Genomic DNA, 18,976 nt, shown 5'->3' with positions numbered 1-18,976 from the left:
GGAAATGCACGAGTTCAGTACCTTCGACACGATGATCATCGTCGGCATGATCGTCGCCTATATCCTGGGCACCGGATGGCTCACCATGCGCCTCCGCTCGACCACCAACTCGCAGTTCATGGTCGCCTCGCGCGCCATGCCCGCCGCGGTGGTCGGCGTGCTGCTGATGTCGGAATTCATCGGCGCCAAGTCGACCGTCGGCACCTCGCAGGAGGCCTTCACCTCCGGCGCCGCCGCCGCCTGGTCGGTGATCGCCGCCGGCATCGGCTATCTGCTTTTCGGCCTGTTCTTCGTGCGCAAGGTCTACGGATCGGGTGAATATACGATCTCGGGCGTGCTCAAGCAGAAGTACGGTCAGGCGACGATGGTCGTCGTCTCGCTGATCATGATCTACGCCCTGTTCCTGGTGAACGTCGGCAACTACATCTCCGGCGCCGCGGCGCTGTCGACGATCCTCAAGGTCGACATTCCGCTGGCGATGATCATCATCGGCGTGATCTCGACCTTCTATTTCACCCTCGGTGGCCTGAAGGGCGTCGCCTACGTCACCCTGCTGCACAGCGGGATCAAGATCATCGGCATCGGCGTGATCCTCGGCGTCGCGCTCTACATGACCGGCGGTATCCGCCCGATGATCGACCAGATGCCCCCGGAATACTTCACCGCCACCGGCAAGATCGGCGTCTCGACCATCTTCGCCTGGGTCATCGGCACCGTCGGCTCGATCTTCTCGACCCAGTTCGTGATCCAGGCGATCTCGTCCAACAAGTCGGCCGACGACGCCCGTCGCTCCTGCTACTACGCCGCGGCGCTGTGCATCCCGGTCGGTCTTGCGCTCGGCCTGATCGGCGTCTGCGCCAAGTTCCTGTTCCCGACCATGAAGAGCATCTACGCCCTGCCGGTGTTCCTGCAGGACATGAACGTGGTGCTCGCCGGCCTCGTCGCCACCTCGCTGGTCGCCTCGGTGTTCGTGTCGGTCGCCACCGTGGCGCTGGCCATCGCCTCGCTGATCGTCAAGGACTTCTACGTCCCGATGCGCAAGCCGACCGAGGAGCAGCAGTTCCGCACCACCCGCATCCTGTCGGTGATCATCGGCCTGGCGCCGCTGGTGTTCTGCTTCTTTCTGCCCGAGATCCTCAAGCTGTCGTTCTTCACCCGGGCGATCCGCATGTCGATCTCGATCGTCGCGCTGGTCGGTTTCTACCTGCCGTTCTTCCGCACCTCGATCGGCGCCATCGGCGGCCTGCTCACCTCCACCGTGGTGACCAGCCTCTGGTACTATTGGAACAACCCCTACGGCATCGACAACATGTACGTGGCCCTCGCCACGCCGGTGTTGTTCATCGCCGTGGAGCGCTCGGTCGAGATGGCCTTCGGGTTGAAGCGGTCGATTCCCGCCGAATGAACCGGTCCTGCGGACCTCGACGACCGACGGCGGCCACGGCCGCCGTCCCACAGACCCTTCCGCGGAGACCGCGCCGATGACCACCGACACGCTCGACACCCTCGATCCGCCGCGCGACGGCATCCTGCGCTCCTACACCGGCATCGCCGCCGGCACCGAGGCCCTGATCCCGTCGCCCTGCGTCCAGAACCACGCCGCCAATCTGATGCCGCTCGCCGACGGCAGCCTCGGCTGCGTGTGGTTCGGCGGCACCCAGGAAGGTATCCCCGACATTTCGATCTGGTTCTCGCGTCTGCCGGCCGGCGGCACGCGGTGGAGCGAGCCGGTCAAGCTCTCCGACGATCCGACCCGCTCGGAACAGAATCCGGTGCTGTTTCCCGCCCCCGACGGGCGGCTGTGGCTCCTGTGGACGGCCCAGATCTCCGGCCGGCAGGACACCGCGATCGTCCGCGCCCGGGTCAGCACCGACCACGGCGCCAACTGGGGCCCGATCGATACGCTGATCGACGAGCCCGGCACCTTCATCCGCCAGCCGGTGGTGGTGCGCGGCGACGGCGCTTGGCTGCTGCCGCTGTTCCTCTGCCGCACCACGCCGGGCGTCGCCTGGGTCGGCGACGACGACGTCTCGGCGGTGGCGATTCTCACCGATCAGGGCCGCAACGGGCGCCGCGTCGAAGTGCCCGACAGCCTCGGCGCGGTGCACATGAACATCGTGCCGCTCGGCGGCGACCGGCTCGTCGCCTTCTATCGCTCGCGCTGGGCCGATCACGTCCGGGCCTCGCGCTCCGAGGACGGCGGCGAGACCTGGACTGCACCCGAGAATCTGGCGCTGCCCAACAACAACGCCTCGATCCAGGCGGTCCGCCTCGCCGACGGTCGCCTCGCCATGGTCCACAACTGGGCGAGCCGGCTCGATGCCCGCGAACGGCGGCTGTCGCTCTACGACGAGATCGAGGATCCGGAGGCCGGTGCCGCTGCGCCGGTGGCGACCGATCCGGCCGCGCCGACCGCCTTCTGGGGAGCGCCGCGGGCGCCGATGACCCTGTCGATCTCCGCCGACGAGGGTCGCACCTGGCCGCTGCGCATCGATCTGGAGGAGGGCGACGGCTACTGCATGTCGAACAATTCCAAGGAGAGCAAGAACCGCGAACTCTCCTATCCGTCGATCGTCCAGACCGCCGACGGCCGCATCCACGTCGCCTACACTTGGTTCCGCAAGGCGATCAAACATCTCGCCTTCGATCCGCCGGCCGCCTGAGGCCGCGCGACACCGATCACTCTCGAAGAAAGCGCACCCGGGGGCCGTCGACGCCCCCGGGCGCAACCATTCCCGGTCTCAGGAGGACGCGGGCGTGGTCTTGGCGTTGAGGTCCGGGAAGGGTCGGATCGGATCACGGCCGTCCCAGTCGATGCTCGCCTTGCGGATCGTCTCGAACAGCGCTCCCTTCGGTCCGTTGACCTCCGAGAGCTCGATCACCGTGCCCGGATGGGTCTCGCAATCGAAATAGACGTAGCGGCCGTTGGCCCCGACCTGACCGCCCATGCCGACGGTCATGCCGGCCGCGGTGGCGCGGGCCATGTGCTCGTCGAACGTGGTGGTCCAGTAGGCGAAGTGCTGCACGCCGGTGTTTCCGGCGTCGAGGAAGTCGAGATACATCGATGGCGCCCGGTTGCGCTGTTGAACCAGTTCCATCTGGATGAATCCGGAATTGGCGAGCGCCACCGACCGCTCGATCGGCGACGGCTGTCCCCGGTAATAGAAGTCGCGATCGACGATCTTCTCGGCGTAGTACCACGGACCGATTCCGAGGACCTCGGACCAGTGCTTCATGGCCGCTTCGATATCCTTCACGACATACCCGATCTGGCGGATCTCTCCGAACAGCCTGCTCATGCCCGAACTCCCATTGACGACGTGTCGCACCCGTTTTCTAACAAATCGAACATCGGTAGACAACATTGGTATCACGGACTATGTTACATTCCCATAAGAGAACTCAATGGGGAGAGAAATCGCGATGCCCGACTTCAGCCGCCGCACCCTCATCAAGACGGCCGCCCTGGCGGTTCCCGCCACCCTGGCGATGCCCTGGGTGAGCGCTCGCGCCGCCGCCAAATTCACCTACAAGTACGGGAACAATCTGCCGCTGACCCACCCGCTGAACGTGCGTGCGGCGGAAGCCGCCGACCGCATCCGGGCGGCGACCAACGGCGACCTCGACATCCGGATCTTCCCGAACAACCAGCTCGGTGGCGACACCGACATGTTGAATCAGGTCCGCTCCGGCGCCATCGACTTCTTCACGCCCTCGGCCCTGGTGATCGCCACCCTGGTGCCCTCGGCGCCGATCAACGCCGTCGGCTTCGCCTTCCCGAGCTACGACAAGGTGTGGGCCGCCATGGACGGTGACCTCGGTGCCTATGTCGGCGCCGAGATCGAGAAGGTCGGTCTGCACATGATGAAGAACGTGTGGGACAACGGCTTCCGTCAGCTCACCACTTCGGCCAAGCCGGTGGTGACCCCCGACGATCTCGCCGGCATCAAGATCCGCGTTCCGGTCAGCCCGCTGTCGATCAGCCTGTTCCAGTCGCTCGGCGCCGCCCCGACCCCGATGCAGTTCTCCGAAGTCTACACCGCGCTGCAGACCAAGGTGATCGACGCCCAGGAAAACCCGCTGCCGATCCTTCAGACCGCGAAACTCTACGAGGTCCAGAAATACGGCATGCTGACCAACCACATCTGGGACGGCTTCCTGTTCATCGCCTCGGGCAAGACCTGGTCGCGGCTGCCGGAAGACGTGCGCAAGATCGCCGAAGGCGCCCTGAACGAGTCCGGCATCAAGCAGCGCGAGGACATCGCCAAGATGAACTCGTCGGTCAAGGCCGATCTGGAATCCAAGGGCATGGTCTTCAATGCGCCCGACCCGGCCCCGTTCCGCGAAGTTCTGAAGGCCAAGGGCTTCTACGCCCAGTGGCACGAGAAGTTCGGCGACGAAGCCTGGACGCGTCTCGAGAAATACGTCGGAAAGCTCGGGTGATCCCATGAACAACGCCAACCCGTCGGATCTCTCGTCCGGCGGGTTCGCCGCCCTGAAGGCCGCCTGCGGGCGCCTCGAGCGGGGGATCGCTCTGGTGACGGAAGTCCCGGGTGCCATCCTCGTCGTGGTCGAGGTCGTCGTACTCTTCGCCGGTGTCACCTTCCGATACGGTCTGCACAAGCCGTTGGTCTGGTCGGACGAACTCGCCTCCATCCTGTTCCTCTGGCTGTGCATGCTCGGCGCCGTGGTCGCGCAGCACCGCGGCGCCCACATGCGCCTGACGGTGATCGCCGGCCTCCTGAAGGCGCCCTGGCGCGCCCGCATCGAGACCATCTCGTCGGCCGCGGTGATCCTGTTCCTCGGCCTGACCGTCGCGCCCGCCTTGGAACACGCCGTCGATCAGATGCTGATCACCACCCCGGCCCTGCATCTGCCCGACGCGGTCCGCTCGGCGGCGATCCTCACCGGCACCACGCTGATGCTGGTGATCGCCGTGTTGCAGCTGATCCAGACGTCGAAACTCCTCGACGTGATCATCGCCGTGGTGCTGATCGCGGTCTGCGGCGGCCTGCTCCAACTGTTCCTGCCGCAACTGCAGGACATGGAGAACTGGAATCTCGTGGTGTTCTTCGGCATCGGCGTCACCGCGCTGGTGCTCGGCGGCGCCCCGATCGCCTTCGCCTTCGGTCTCGCCACCACCGTCTATCTGCGCTTCATGACCTTCATGCCCGAGAGCATCGTCATCAGCCGCATGGACGAGGGCATGTCGACCTTCGTGCTCCTGTCGATCCCGCTGTTCGTGCTGCTCGGCCTCTTGATCGAGGTCACCGGCATCGCCGCGGCCCTGGTCAACCTGCTGGTCGTGCTGGTCGGCCACTTCAAGGGCGGCCTGTCCTATGTGCTGATCGGCGCGATGTATCTGGTCTCCGGCATCTCCGGTTCGAAGGCCGCCGACATGGCGGCGATCGCCCCGGTGCTGCTGCCCGAGATGCAGCGGCGCGGCAAGGAGCCGGGCGAGCTGATCGGCCTCCTGTCGTCGTCGGCCGCCATGGCCGAGACCATCCCGCCGTCGATCGTGTTGATCACCGTCGGCTCGGTCACCGGCGTGTCGATCGCCGCGCTGTTCACCGGCGGTCTCCTGCCGGCGGCGGTCGGCGCCCTCGGTCTGGTCCTCGTCGCCTTCCTGCGCTCGCGCCGCGAAGACGTCACCCACGCCGAACGTGCCTCGTGGAACCAGATCGTCAAGGCGCTGGTCACTTCGATTCCGGCGCTGCTGCTGCTCGCCCTGATCCGCTGGGCGGTGGTCTCCGGCGTCGCCACCGCGACCGAGGTCTCGACCCTCGGCGTGGTCTACACCGTGCTGGTCGCGGTACTGGTGTTCCGCCGCTTCCCGCTCGATCGGGTGTGGCCGATGCTCTGCGACACGCTGGCGCTCTCCGGCGCGATCATGATCATCCTCGGCTGTGCCACCGCCATGGCCTGGGCGCTGACCCAGTCCGGCTTCTCCCAGCAGCTCGCCCATGCCATGGCGCAGATGCCGGGCGGCGCCGCCGGCTTCATGGCGCTGTCGATCGTCGTCTTCGCCGTCCTCGGCAGCGTGCTCGAGGGCATCCCGGCGATCGTCGTGTTCGCGCCGCTCTTGTTCCCGATCGCCCATGATCTGGGGATCGACCCGGTGCACTATGCGATCATGATGGTCCTGTCGATGAGCCTCGGTCTGTTCACGCCGCCGCTCGGCATCGGCTTCTACCAGGCCTGCGCCATCGGCCGCGTCGATCCCGACAAGGCGATGCGCGCCATCTGGCCCTACATGACCGCCCTGTTCGTCGCCGCGATCATCGTCGCCGCGGTGCCCTGGCTGTCGCGGCCGCATCTCTGAGCGCTCCCGTCGGGCCGCGGTCCGACGGCGCGAAACCAAGACGAGAGAGCCCGCGACGCCACCGTCGCGGGCTTTCTCATTCGAGCGTCGGCTTCAGGAGAAGTCGCCCGGAGGCCCGCGACGGGGCCGCCCGGAGAGGGAAGCGCGGTCCACGCACGGCCGTCATCCCCGGCGGCGCGGCACGCGCCGGGAGGGGGATCCAGCCTTTTCAACGAGTTGATGGTCCCGTGGGCTCCCTTCCCTCGCTTCGCTCGCCGGGAGTGACGGCGAAGCGGGATGGGGGGGAAGCGGCCTACGGCACGGGTCCAATGCTCCGCCGACCTGCTGCCCCCGCGCGCGCCGCCGGGGAGGCCCGAAAGCGACGAGGGGCGGTGCCGCCGGCATCGCCCCTCGTTCTTCAGGCTCCGATCGGTCGCCGGGTCAGGCGGCTTCCGGCCGGCGCGCGAAGCCCGCACCGTCGATCGCCTCGTCGACCGAGGCGCCGGCGTGGATGATCGCCCGACAGGCCTTCATCACCGCCAGCGGCTCGCGCGCCTGGAAGATCGAACGGCCGAACAGGATGCCGGCGGCGCCGGCCCCGATGATGCCGTGGACCAGCTCCAGCGTGCCGCGGTCCGAGCCCGACCCCGGCCCGCCCGCCAGCATCACCGGCACCGGCGATTCGCCGACGATCCGCCGCAGCGCCGCGACGCTGCCCGGCCAGTCGGTCTTGATCACGTCGGCGCCGAGCTCGATGCCGATCCGCACATGGAAGCGCACGAACTCGCCGTCGTGGATGTCGACCGCCTTGGCCGACCGCGCGCCCATGGTCTCGACGATGTGGATCATGCCGGCGGCGCGGGCTTCGGCGTTGACCGCGGCGTTGTCGCGGATCGCCGCGGTCTCGAGCGCCGGATCGTTGGGCGCGAAGAAGCAATAGGTGATCACCGCTTCGGCGCCGGCCGCCACCGCGTCGTCGACCGAGGCGACCAGCCTCGTGTGGCCGTCGGGATAGGCGAGCGGCGTGCCCTCGCGCCACATCGTGGTCTGGTCGAGGCGCAGGATCAGGCCGGGGCCGCGGTTGGCGGCGAGCCGCGGCCCATAGTGCCGGGCCGAGCCGAGCGGCAGGATCACCGCATCGACGCCGGCCTCCGCCATCTGATCGAGCGTCGCCTCCGGCGTCTCGAGCCCGGGGCAGGGGCCGAGTTGCAGCGCATGGTCGAAGGCGATGCAGAAGCCGCGCCCCGACTTGGGATCGAGGAGGCGGGAGAGGCGAATCTTCTTGCCCAGGGACTGCGGCATGGGAACTCTTTCTGTCAGACGAGGTCGAACGGGATGCCCGCCTGGCGCAGGCGCTGTGCCGAGGCCTCGTCGAGGCGGCGATCGATGAAGATGCGCTGGAATTCGGTGATGTCGGCGAAGTGGTTGAGGGCCCGAGTCGTGAACTTCGGCGAGGTCAGCAGCAGGACTGAACGCTCGGCGGAAGCCATCAGGGCGCGCTTCATCCGCACGACTTCCTGGTCCTGGTGGTAGAGCGCGGTGCCGATCGCCGCCGGCGCCGACAGGAAGGCCCAGTCGGCGCGCAGCCGATGCAGCGTCTGTTCGCAGATCAGCCCGTAGAAGCCCTGCAGCGTGTCGACGTAATTGCCGCCGGTCATCACCAGTTGCACGTTGGTCTGCGACCGCAGCCGCTCGCACACCGCCAGCGAATTGGAGATCACCGTGACGTGCTCGATGGTCTCGAGCTCGTCGCAGATCATCAGGGTGGTGGTGCTGTCGTCGAGCATGATCACGTTGCCCGGCTCGATCAGCGCCCGCGCCGCCTTGGCCAGCGCTCGTTTCTCGGGCAGGTCCATCTGGGCGCGGTAATGGAAATTGCTCTCGAACAGCAGCGAACTCTCGGCGGTGGCGCTGCCGCGGTCCTTGCGCAGCAGCCCGCGGCTCTCGAGATAGTCGAGATCGCGGTGGATGGTCATGCGGCTGACGGCGAAGCGCTCGGCGAGCTCGTCGAGTTGCACGGTCTTCTCGTTCTGGACCGCCGCGACGATGGCGCGGCGACGTTCGTCGAGTCTCATGGTCTTCCCCGCTCGCCTGTTCCCGCCCTCATCGGCCGGCCATCACCCGGGCGAAATAGTCGGGCCCGCCGACCTGTCCGCCCTTCAACGAGATCTCGACGCCGTCGATCGCTCCTTCGGCGGCATGGATCCGGCACAGCGGCGCCCCCGGCACCAGCGGCCCGGCGACCGCCAGGGCCTCGACCCCCATCGCCGAGACCGCATGGCTGGAACTGTCGCCGCCGGCCAGCACCACCCGACCGATCCCGGTCGCCGCCACCGCGTCGCGCAGGATCCGCCCGAGCGCGGAGCCCAGCACCGCCGAACTGTCGAGCGCCCCGAGGCCGCGCCGGTCGAGCGCCTCCCGGGTCGGGGCGAGGCGCGGGTCGGCGCCGCCGCGCGCGGTGTGCAGCACCACGCCGGGATGATCGCCGAGCGCTCGGGCGATCGCCGCGACCACCGCGGCGCGGGGGGCGGGACCGTCGTCCTCGACCAGCCCGACCGTGTCGAGAGCGATCACCGCGAAACCGGCATTTTCCGCCCAGGCGATCTGCGCTTCGGTGATCGGCGAGCAACTGCCGCAGCCGGCGATCAGCTTGTCGACCGGACCGCGGGCGGTCGGCGGCGGGGCGATCGGCAGGCGGCCGCTGGCGGTCAGATGGTCGACCAGGGCATATTCGACCCCCGACGAGCCGATCACGAAGGCCGGCCGGCGGTCGCCGTGTTCGCCGAGCAGGCGCCCGGCGGCGCGGGTGGTGGCGGCGTCGAAGGTGTCGAGCACCACGATGTCGTGGGTCGCCGCCAGCGCTTCGAACTCCGCCGAGGCGTCCGGCCCGAGCATCGACGGGAAGTCGAAGCCGGCGATCGACGCCTCGGTCTGAGCGGCGAGATGGCGGCGCAGGTCGGCCTCGCCCATCGGCGTCACCGGGTGACGGCTCATGGTCGGATGGCGATCGATGCGGAAGATCTCGCGCGCCGCCGAGATGCTGCCGGCCGCGAACAGGTTGGAGAACACCACATAGCGCTTGTGACGCACCACACCGACCACACAGGGCACCGAGCCGCCGAAGATCCGCCGGCCGATCTCCGCGGCGCGGCCGATGTTGCCGACGTCAGGTGCCGAATCGAAGGTCGAGCAGGTCTTGTAGTGGAGCAGCGGCGCGCCCAGCGCCTTGAGCTTCTCGAAGATCGCCGGCAGGTGGGCGTCCATCCACGCCGGGCTCTCGCTGCGGCTGGTGCCGGCCACGCCGATCGCCGCGAGCCCGGGAAACCGCGCCAGATCCGCCGGGCTCGGCGGTTCGAGGAACAGCATCGCCGGTGCGCCGGCCATCGCCACCGCTTCCAGCGCGTCGGTGGACCCGGTGAAGTCGTCACCGTAGAACGTCAGGAGGGGGCGCGTGACGTCGCCCGCGGTATCGACCATGTGCCGTCTCTTCCCCGCGGCGAGGGCCCTCGGGCTCCGCCGCTCGATCGTGCCGACGTGCATTGCACGACGTCGGCGGTTTCCAATGACCGCCTTTGTACCATGTTCATTGTTCCATATGAACAGAAACCGTGTGATATTGAACGACGAGTTTGTCGCGCAACCGCCGGCGTCGGGCCGCGCGGACGGGAAATGCCGTCCGTGCGCCGCCCGGGACGTGGAGATGAAGGCATGAACAGGATCGGTATCACCATGGGCGATCCGGCCGGGATCGGCCCGGAGGTCGTCTGCAAGGCGCTGATGACGATGAGCGACGCCGACCGCGCCGCGACCCTGGTGATCGGCGACCCGGTGTTCATGCGCCGCGCGGCGGCGCTGGTCGGGGCGCCCTTCGCCTTCGTCGAGACCCCCGGCGCGGTGCCGGCCGGCGACGTGCCGCTCTTGGCGATCGACGCGCCCAATCGCGACGCGATTCTGCCCGGGCAGCTGTCGGTCGATGCCGGCGAGATCGGCTATCTCTGCGTCGAGCGGGCGGTGCACCTGGCGCTCGCCGGCGAGATCGACGTGGTCTGTACCGCGTCGCTCAACAAGACCTCGCTGCGTCAGGCCGGTCGCGGTGCCAACGGCCACGCCGGCATCCTCGCGGCGCTGACCGGCGCGACCAAGAGCTATGCGGTGCTGGCCAGCCCCCAGTTCTCGGTGATCCACGTCTCGACCCACGTCTCGCTCGCCCGCGCTGCGGAAGTGTGCCGCACGCCGTTGGTGCTCGAGACCATCCGCGCCGCCGATCTGCACATGCGCACCGCGGGCGTCGCCCGGCCGCGGGTGGTCGTCGCCGGGCTCAATCCCCATTGCGGCGAGGGCGGCCTCTACGGCCGCGAGGACGACGATCAGGTCGGCCCGGCGATCGCCGCGGCCCGCGCCGAGGGCATCGACGTCGCCGGCCCGGTGCCCGGCGACGTGGTGTTCCAGCAGGCGATCGACGGCAAGTACGACATCGTCGTTGCCCAATATCACGACCAGGGCCACATCCCGGCCAAGCTGATCGGCGGCCACGACTGCGTCAACGTCACCGCCGGCCTGCCGATCCTGCGCACCTCGGTCGACCACGGCACCGCCTTCGACATCGCCTGGACCGGCGTCGCCGACCCGAGCAACATGAAGGCGGCGATCGCCATGGCCCGCCGCATGAAGCCGCTGGCCCGAAACCCCGCGGCGGCGTGATCCGGGACGTCCCGCCCCGGGGCGGGGCTCGTTCGTGAGTAGTTTCCGAATCTGACGCTTCGGCCGACAGACGTCCAATCTCTCGGCCGATCGCCGGGAGATCCTGGCGCGAAAGGGACCGTGTTCGGCGCGCCTCGGGTGACGGCGGGATTGCGACGGATCGACCTTCGTGCCGGGATCGAGACCCACCCGAGCGACGGTCGCGACGCCGTTCCCTACCCCCGTCCCCGCGCGCCGCTGCGGATGAAGCTTCGAGACCGGCCGCCACGCGTCGATCGGCCGCCGAGAGAGTCCGCCATGATGAAATGGAACGAAACCAATCTCCTCCGGGCCCTGACGGCCGCGGAGGTGGCGCTGTGGTCCTGGAACGTCGACACCGACAAGATCGTGCTCGACGAACTGGGGTGCGAAATGTGGGGCGTTCCCGAAGATCGCGAGGTGACCTTCGAGGATCTGTCCGCGCAGATCTTCCCCCATGATCTGGACCGGGTCCGGGAGGCTTTCGCCGCGACCCGCACCATCGAAGGTCACTACGAAATCGATTTCCGGATCACCGTGGGGAGCCGAGTGTCCTGGGTTTCCGCCCGCGGCCAGGGCTCGGACGTCGACATCGTCGGCCGCAACATGCTCGGCGTGTTCCTCGACGTCACCGCCCGCAAACGCGCCGAGGAAGCCAACGAACTCCTCGCCGGCGAGATGAGCCACCGCGTCAAGAATCTGTTGGCGATCGCCTCGGCGCTGGCCACCATCACCGCCCATTCGTCGGCCACCGCCGTCGAAATGTCGCGCGACCTCGGCCATCGCCTGACGGCGCTCGGCCGCGCCCACGACCTCGTCCGCCCGGCGCCGGGGCAGAAGGTTCAGGCTGCGCTGCTCGGTGAGCTGTTTTCGGTCCTGCTGGCCCCCTACGACGAGACCGGCGCCTTCGTCGGGCGGATCCGCGTCTCGGTGCCGCGCCTGGAAGTGGGCGAAACCGCCGCGACCAATCTGGCCCTCGTCGTCCATGAACTGGCGACCAACTCCATCAAATACGGCGCGCTCTCGACCAAGACCGGCACGCTCGACGTGTCCTGCGTCGAGCAGGACGGCGAGGCCGTGGTGGCGATATGGACGGAACGCGGCGGGCCGCCGGTCGCCGAGAGTCCGACCCCCGGCGGGTTCGGCAGCAAGCTGTTGGCGCGCAGCATGGCCGGGCTCGGCGGGTCGCTCGAGACGACGTGGGACGGCGCCGGCGTCGTCGTGACCCTGCGGATGACCCGGGCGGCGCTGGTCGCCTAGGTGGTCGGCCGCCCACCGGCCCACCCGCGCTCGCGCCCCCCGCATCGGCGCGGACTTGTCGGGCCGTGCGTCCGGCGCCATACCCGAGGGCGTCGTCGCGACTCGGGGGTCGGCGCGCGCCGGCGGCGTCATCGCGCCGACATCTCGGCCTCCTAGAGGAGTGGACTCGACCCGCGGTCGCCCGTCGCCGTCGCGGGAACGCCGATGGAGTGATTCATGCGTATTTCCTTCGCCGCCGGTCCGCTGTTTGCCCTCGCCCTCGGGTTCGCCTCCGCGGCGGTCGCCGCCGAGGGCAAGCTCGTCCTCTACACCAGCCAGCCCAACACCGACGCCCAGCAGACCGTCGACGCCTTCACCGCCAAGAACCCCGGCGTCAAGGTCGAATGGGTCCGCGACGGCACGCCGAAGATCCTCGCCAAGCTGCGCGCCGAGATCGAGGCCGGCCAGCCCCAGGCCGACGTGCTGCTGATCGCCGACGTCGTCACCATGGAAGGCCTGAAGAAGGAAGGGCGCCTGCTCGCCTATCCCCAGGCCGATCTCGCCGCCTTCGATCCGGCGATCATGGACAAGGACCGCACCTGGTTCTCGACCAAGCTGATCACCACCGGCATCGTCTACAACACCAAGGCGCCGATCGTTCCGAAGTCGTGGCGCGACCTCGCCCGGCCCGAGGCCAAGGGCCTGATCGCCATGCCGAGCCCGCTCGCCTCGGGCGCCGCGCTGATCCACACCGTCTCGCTCGTCGAGAATCTCCCCGGCGGCTGGGACTATTTCACCGCCCTCGGCGCCAACGGCGCCCAGGCGACCGGCGGCAACGGCGACGTGCTCAAGGCGGTGGCCGGCGGCGACAAGCTCTACGGCATGGTCGTCGACTTCATGGCGATCCGCGAGAAGGCCAAGGGTGCCCCCGTCGCCTTCGTCTTCCCGGCCGAAGGCGTCTCGGCGGTGACCGAGCCGGTGGCGATTCTGAAGACCGCCCGCAACCCGGACGCCGCCAGGGCCTTCGTCGACTTCGTGCTGTCGCCCGAGGGGCAGACGCTGGAGGTCGGCCAGGGCTACATCCCGGCGCGCGCCGACGTGGCGCTGCCGGCCGGCTATCCGCCCCGCAGCGAGATCAAGATCCTGGCCTTCGACGCCGCCAAGGCGCTCGCCGAGGAGAAGGCCAACAAGGAGAAGTTCTCCGACGCGATGAGCCGATGAGTCGCGCATGAGCCTGGTGTCGGTACCGGCCGGATCCGGCCCACGCGCCCCGGCCGAGCCGCCGAGCGGGCTCTCCGCCCTCGGCGGGCGCGGCGTGGTCACCGTCCTGGTCTGTGGCGTGGTGGCGATCCTCGCCCTGTCGCCGCTGCTGCGCCTCGCCTTCGCGGCGCTGGCGCCGGGCGGCGAGCTCGATCTCGGCCTGTTCGCCGCCCGCATCGCCCGGCCGGCGACCCTGCGCGCCACGATCCACACCGTCGACACGGCGTTCTTCGGGGCGCTGGTGTCGCTGATCCTCGGCGTGCCCTTCGCGGTCGCGGTCTCGACCACCGACCTGCCCGGGCGGCGGGCGCTGAGCTTCTTCCTGATCCTGCCCCTGATGATCGCGCCGCAGGTCACGGCGCTGGCTTGGCTGCACCTGTTCGGGCCGTCGAGCACGCTGCTGGCGATGGTCGGGCTGGCGCCGCCGATCGGCACCATCAATCCGATGCTCGGCCACGACGGCATCGTCCTGCTCTACGGCGTCCAGCATGCGCCGATCGTCTTCGTCACCGTCCGCGCCGGTCTCGCCGGGGTGCCGCGTGATCTCGTCGAGGCGGCGCGGGCCTGCGGCGCCCGGCCGCTGCGGGCGCTGCGCACGGTGGCGCTGCCGGTGGTGCGGCCCCATCTCGTCGCCGCCTTCGCGCTGGCCTTCGTCTCCGGGGTCGGCAACTTCGGCATTCCCGCGCTGCTCGGCCTGCCGGTCGCCTATCTGACCCTGACCACCCTGATCTATCAGAAGATCTCCAGCTTCGGCCCCGAGGTCCTGCCGGAGGTCGCGGCGCTGTCGATGGTGATCGCCGTCGCCGCGGTGCTCGGCGGGGTGCTCCAGTCGCTGGCGCTGGAGCGCCGCACCCACCGCCTGCGCTCCGGTCAGCCCGCCTGCCTGCCGCTCGGCCGCTTCCGCGTCGCCGCGGCGATCGTCGCCTGGGTGGTGATCGGCCTGACCCTGTTCCTGCCGGCGCTCGCCCTGCTCGCCACCTCGCTGATCCCGGCCTTCGGCGTGCCGCTGACCCCGTCCACGGTGACGCTGGCCAATTTCGTCGAGGTGCTGACCCGCCAGGCCTCGACCATGCGCGCCTTCTCCAATTCGCTGCTCCTGTCGGGGGCCGCGGCGGTGCTGCTCGCCGCCTTCGCGGTGCCGCTCGGCTGGGTCCTCGACCAGGCCTCGCCGCGCCGCCGCGCCCTGGTCCGCCACGCCGTCGATCTGCCCTATGCGATCCCCGGCATCGTCCTGGCGATCGCCTGCATCCTGTTGTTCCTGAAGCCCCTGCCGCTGATCGGCAGCCTCTATGCGACGCCCTGGATCATCCTCGTCGCCTATCTGATGCGTTTCCTGGCGCTCGCCGCCAAACCGGTCGCGACCGCCATCGCCCAGATCCCGCGCGATCTCGACGAGGCCGCCGCGGCCTGCGGCGCGCGACCTCTCAGGCGGCTGGCGAGCATCACCGCGCCGCTCTGCGCGGCCTCCGCGGTGGCCGGGGCGATCCTGGTGTTCATGAGCGCCTTCAACGAGTTGACCGTCTCGGCCCTGCTCTGGTCGAGCGGGCGGGAGACCGTCGGCGTGGTGCTGTTCAGCCTCGAGGAGGCCGGCCTCGGCACCCAGGCCGCGGCGATCGCGGTGACCGCGCTGGTGGTGGTGGTGGCGCTGCTGCTCGGCGTCGACCGCCTCGGCCGCCGCCTGCCGGCCGGCGTCCTGCCCTGGCGCTGAGCCCCGCGCGCGGGCCTCACGCCTCGGGAATCACCCAGGCGTCGGCGACCGCCAGCCGCACGCTCGATCCCAGCGGCGGCGCTTCCGTGCAGTCGAAGATCAGCCGGCCGGGGGCGCCGATCAGCGTCGCCTCGATCTCTGTGACCGGGCCGCGATAGGTCGCCCGCCGCACCAGCACCGGCAGTCCGTCGTCGGCGAGCCGCAGCGCCTCGGGGCGCAGCAATACCTGCACCGGTCCGTCGGCGCCGCCCGCCCGTCGTGCCTCGAAGGTCGCGCCGGCGCAGGTCACCCGCGCGCGGTGCTCGTCGAGACCGACGGCGGTCGCCTCGACGAGCGCGCCGCGGCCGATGAACTGGGCCACCGTGGCGTTGCGCGGCGCCGCGTAGAGCCGGCGCGGCGGGGCGAACTGCACCACCCGCCCGGCGTCCATCACGGCGATCCGATCGGCCATCGCCAGGGCCTCGGCCTGATCGTGGGTGACGTAGACGATGGTGGTGCCGGTGCGGGCGTGGAGATCGCGGAAGCTCTCGACCATCGAGGCGCGCAGGTGGATGTCGAGATTGGCCAACGGCTCGTCGAAGACGATGACGCTGGCCTCGGCGACCAGACAGCGCGCCAGCGCCACCCGTTGCCGCTGGCCGCCGGAAAGGTCCTCCGGCGCCCGCTGCCCGAGCCCGCCGAGCCCGACCCGCTCCAGCGCCGCGCCGACCCGGGCGGCGATCTCGGCCTTGGCGAGGCCGCGCGTCTCGAGCGGATAGGCGATGTTGCGGGCGACCGTCAGATGCGGCCACAGGGCATAGGACTGGAACACCACCCCGACCTTGCGGTCTTCCGGCGGCACTTCCTGGTGGGCGTCGCAGACCAGCGTGCCGTCGAACAGGATGCGCCCGGCGGTCGGTCGCTCGAAGCCGGCGATCAGCCGCAACAGCGTGGTCTTGCCGCAGCCGGAGGCGCCGAGCAGGGCGGTGAAGGACCCGCCGGCGAGATCGAGGGAGACGTCGTCGAGGGCGAGCGTGTCGCCGAAGCGCTTGGTCGCGCCTTCGATTCGGATGTGCGTCATGGGCTCCGCGGTCCTGTCTGGCGTCCCGTCCGCCGCACCGATCGGCGCCGGGACGGGCGGCGACAGGGGGAACCGTCGGAGGTTACGAATTCATGACGCCGCCGTCGATTTTTCGGGGCCGAGGCGGCGGGGATGTGGGCCGTGCATCCTCGGCGACCGCGTCGGGACGATCGGTCTGCCCGCCCGGGAATGGGTCGGATCCCGATCGCCGCAACCGGCCGATCGACGCCGACCCGGGTTTCCGCGCGCCGCAGACGCCGCGGCGGAGCCGATCCACCGGCTCCGCCCCTCGCGCTTTCCCCTATTTGACATGGTAATATGGTAGTGTGTAACTGCCGACGGAGCGCGAGCGGCCACGGAGAGACCGTGGGAATGAAGCGCCCGGAAACAATCTTCGTGGCACGCCCACAATTCGGCTTGGGGACCAGAGATGTCTAATGTAGGAACTGCGGCCACAGCGAGCTTCGCGGCCGCCGCTCTCACGAAGGTGGGGCGCTATCGCTGGACGATTTGCGGACTTCTGTTCTTTTCGACCACCATCAACTACATGGATCGGCAGGTTCTCGGCCTGCTGAAGCCGACGTTGATGGGCGAGTTGCATTGGAGCGAGTCGGACTTCGGTGACATCGTCGCCGCCTTCTCGCTGTTCTATGCCTTCGGCTACGTCGGCGTCGGCCGCCTGATGGACAAGATCGGCGTGCGTATCGGTCTGCCGGCCGCGGTCGCCGGCTGGAGCCTGTTCGCCTGCGTCCATGCCTTCATGGGCAGCGTCATCGGCTTCAAGTTCGCCCGCGCCGGCCTCGGCATCACCGAAGGCGGCAACTTCCCGGCTTCGATCAAGACCATCTCCGAATGGTTCCCGGCCAAGGAACGGGCGCTCGCCACCGGCATCTTCAACGCCGGCTCGAACGTCGGCGCCGTCGTCGCCCCGATCATCGTGCCGCTGATCATGCTGACCTGGGGCTGGCAGGCCGCCTTCCTGATCACCGGCAGCATCGGCTTCCTGTGGGTGATCGTGTGGGCTCTGGTCTACAAGCGTCCCGAAGATCATCCGAAGGTCTCGGCCGCCGAGCTCGCCTACATCCGCTCCGACCCGGTGCAGCCGACCGTCCACATCCCCTGGCTCCAGCTCCTGCGCTATCGCGGCACCTGGGCCAACATCGTCGGCACCTGCTTCTCGGCGCCGGTGTGGTGGTTCTACCTGAACTGGGTTCCGGGCTTCCTCAACAAGCAGTACGGCCTGAATCTGATGGCTGCGATGCTGCCGCTGATCCTGATCTACACCATGGCCGACATCGGCTCGATCGGTGGCGGCTGGCTGTCCTCGACGCTGATCAAGCGCGGCGTCAAGACTCTCCGCGCCCGCAAGATCACCTTCCTGGTCTGCGGCCTCTGCGTCGTCCCGGTGTTCATGGCCTCGCAGGTCACCAACGTCTGGGTCGCCGTGGCGCTGATCGGCGTCGCCGCCTCCGCCCACCAGGGCTATTCGGCCAACGTCTACACCATCGTCTCCGACACCATGCCGCAGAATGCGGTCGGCTCGGTGGTCGGCATCGGCGGCTTCTGCGCCTACATCGTCGGCATGTTCGTCTCGATGGGCGTCGGCCGTCTGCTCGATGCGACCGGCGGCAACTACCATGTGCTGTTCGCCATCGCCTCGTCGCTCTACCTGATCGGCCTGGTCATCATGCACTTCATCCTGCCCAAGACCGGCTCCGGCCGGACCCCGGCCGGCATCGAGGTCTGAGACCACGCCACCCTGCTCTCGCCTCGGGACGGGCCGTCGGCTCGCCCCGGGGCGGATCCTTCGAACGATCCCGCCGCCGCCGCCGGCGCGATCCCTCGGCCTCAGCGGCGCCCCGTTTCGACGACGTCCGTGGACGTGACGAGGGGGCCTGCCGTCGACGCCGAGCGCGGCGCCGGGGCAGGGCGCACCTCGCGACAGAGGAAGATCCCGATGCCTGCCCCCTACGCCCTGCACCCCGACCGTCTGCTGCCCGCCGATCCGGGCACCCGCGCCATCGCCCGCGAGCTCTATGCCTCGGTCGCCGGTCTGCCGATCGTCAGCCCGCACGGCCACACCGATCCCGCCTGGTACGCCGAAAACGCCGCCTTCCCGGACCCCGCGAGCCTGTTCGTGATCCCCGATCACTACGTCCACCGCATGCTCTATTCCCAAGGCATTCGGCCGGAGCGGGTCGGCGTGCCGCGCCTCGACGGCGGCCCGGTCGAGACCGACAAGCGCAAGATCTGGCGCATCCTCGCCGAAAACTTCCACCTCTACCGCGGCACGCCGTCGTGGATCTGGCTCAACCACGCCTTCCAGACGGTGTTCGGCATCGACGAGCGTCTGTCGGCCGACAGCGCCGACCGCATCTACGACAAGATCGCCGCCGCCCTCGAGCGCCCCGAGTTCCGCCCGCGCGCCCTGTTCGAACGCTTCAACATCGAAGTCATCTCGACCACCGAGAGCCCGCTCGACGACCTCCGCCACCATGCGGCGATCCGCGCCTCCGACTGGTCCGGCCGCGTCGTCACCGCCTTCCGGCCCGATCCGGTCGTCGATCCGGCCTTCCCCGGCTTTACCGCCAATCTCGACACGCTCGGCCGGATCACCGGCGAGGACACCGGCTCCTACGCCGGCTATCTGTCGGCCTTGGTCAAGCGGCGCAAATACTTCGTCGAGGTC

The 18,976-nt window shown here is 69.2% G+C and carries 15 protein-coding genes; 10 read left to right on the top strand and 5 right to left on the bottom strand.

What is annotated here, in order from left to right; all coding sequences use genetic code 11:
- The first annotated feature begins 4 nt into the window (after positions 1–4).
- Positions 5–1,405 (top strand): sodium:solute symporter family protein, encoded by a 1,401-nt coding sequence (locus EYW49_RS01505; protein ID WP_131305237.1) that lies wholly within the window; start codon positions 5–7, stop codon positions 1,403–1,405.
- Positions 1,406–1,481: 76 nt separating this feature from the next.
- On the top strand, positions 1,482–2,663 hold the full coding sequence (locus tag EYW49_RS01500) for a sialidase family protein (protein ID WP_131305235.1): 1,182 nt from the start codon (positions 1,482–1,484) through the stop codon (positions 2,661–2,663).
- Between the two features lie 78 nt (positions 2,664–2,741).
- On the opposite strand, the gene EYW49_RS01495 is transcribed toward EYW49_RS01500, so the two are convergent.
- A complete protein-coding gene (locus EYW49_RS01495) occupies positions 2,742–3,299 on the bottom strand; it encodes a VOC family protein (RefSeq protein ID WP_131305233.1) in 558 nt (185 codons plus the stop codon).
- A gap of 124 nt (positions 3,300–3,423) precedes the next feature.
- Between EYW49_RS01495 and EYW49_RS01490 the strand changes: the two genes are divergently transcribed.
- On the top strand, positions 3,424–4,443 hold the full coding sequence (locus tag EYW49_RS01490) for a TRAP transporter substrate-binding protein (RefSeq protein WP_131305231.1): 1,020 nt from the start codon (positions 3,424–3,426) through the stop codon (positions 4,441–4,443).
- Between the two features lie 4 nt (positions 4,444–4,447).
- Positions 4,448–6,322 carry a TRAP transporter large permease gene (locus EYW49_RS01485; RefSeq protein ID WP_131305230.1) on the top strand — a complete coding sequence of 625 codons (1,875 nt, stop codon included), beginning with the start codon at positions 4,448–4,450 and terminating at the stop codon, positions 6,320–6,322.
- A gap of 420 nt (positions 6,323–6,742) precedes the next feature.
- On the opposite strand, the gene EYW49_RS01480 is transcribed toward EYW49_RS01485, so the two are convergent.
- Genes EYW49_RS01480 through EYW49_RS01470 form a run of 3 tightly spaced genes read right to left on the bottom strand, consistent with a single transcriptional unit; the run spans position 6,743 to position 9,778 of the window.
- Positions 6,743–7,603 (bottom strand): class I fructose-bisphosphate aldolase, encoded by an 861-nt coding sequence (locus EYW49_RS01480; RefSeq protein ID WP_131305228.1) that lies wholly within the window; start codon positions 7,601–7,603, stop codon positions 6,743–6,745.
- Between the two features lie 14 nt (positions 7,604–7,617).
- Positions 7,618–8,376 carry a DeoR/GlpR family DNA-binding transcription regulator gene (locus EYW49_RS01475; protein ID WP_131305226.1) on the bottom strand — a complete coding sequence of 253 codons (759 nt, stop codon included), beginning with the start codon at positions 8,374–8,376 and terminating at the stop codon, positions 7,618–7,620.
- Between the two features lie 28 nt (positions 8,377–8,404).
- Entirely contained in the window at positions 8,405–9,778 is a 1,374-nt protein-coding gene (locus EYW49_RS01470) for a four-carbon acid sugar kinase family protein (protein WP_131305224.1), read from the bottom strand.
- Positions 9,779–10,009: 231 nt separating this feature from the next.
- On the opposite strand from EYW49_RS01470, the gene pdxA reads away from it, so the two are divergent.
- From pdxA to EYW49_RS01450, 4 genes are all read left to right on the top strand, one after another.
- Positions 10,010–11,002, top strand: coding sequence for a 4-hydroxythreonine-4-phosphate dehydrogenase PdxA (gene pdxA / locus EYW49_RS01465; protein WP_206365353.1), 993 nt, complete (start codon positions 10,010–10,012; stop codon positions 11,000–11,002).
- Positions 11,003–11,299: 297 nt separating this feature from the next.
- The gene (locus EYW49_RS01460) at positions 11,300–12,280 is read left to right on the top strand and encodes a sensor histidine kinase (RefSeq protein ID WP_131305223.1); all 981 of its coding nucleotides are present in this window, start codon (positions 11,300–11,302) and stop codon (positions 12,278–12,280) included.
- Positions 12,281–12,496: 216 nt separating this feature from the next.
- Positions 12,497–13,480, top strand: coding sequence for an ABC transporter substrate-binding protein (locus tag EYW49_RS01455; RefSeq protein ID WP_131305220.1), 984 nt, complete (start codon positions 12,497–12,499; stop codon positions 13,478–13,480).
- 7 nt (positions 13,481–13,487) lie between these two features.
- Positions 13,488–15,227: an ABC transporter permease gene (locus tag EYW49_RS01450; RefSeq protein WP_131305218.1), complete on the top strand. Its 1,740-nt coding sequence runs from the start codon at positions 13,488–13,490 to the stop codon at positions 15,225–15,227.
- Positions 15,228–15,243: 16 nt separating this feature from the next.
- On the opposite strand, the gene EYW49_RS01445 is transcribed toward EYW49_RS01450, so the two are convergent.
- A complete protein-coding gene (locus EYW49_RS01445) occupies positions 15,244–16,287 on the bottom strand; it encodes an ABC transporter ATP-binding protein (RefSeq protein ID WP_131305217.1) in 1,044 nt (347 codons plus the stop codon).
- 430 nt (positions 16,288–16,717) lie between these two features.
- On the opposite strand from EYW49_RS01445, the gene EYW49_RS01440 reads away from it, so the two are divergent.
- Both EYW49_RS01440 and EYW49_RS01435 read left to right on the top strand, forming a co-directional pair.
- The gene (locus tag EYW49_RS01440; protein WP_131305215.1) at positions 16,718–18,034 is read left to right on the top strand and encodes an MFS transporter; all 1,317 of its coding nucleotides are present in this window, start codon (positions 16,718–16,720) and stop codon (positions 18,032–18,034) included.
- A gap of 210 nt (positions 18,035–18,244) precedes the next feature.
- Positions 18,245–18,976: glucuronate isomerase (locus EYW49_RS01435; RefSeq protein WP_206365352.1), on the top strand; the 732-nt coding region annotated here is incomplete at its 3' end.

This window comes from Siculibacillus lacustris, assembly GCF_004328075.1.
GTDB classification, from domain to species: Bacteria; Pseudomonadota; Alphaproteobacteria; order Rhizobiales; family Ancalomicrobiaceae; genus Siculibacillus; species Siculibacillus lacustris.
Note: the sequence above shows the minus strand (reverse complement) of the source record. Positions and strands in the feature narration are given on the sequence as shown.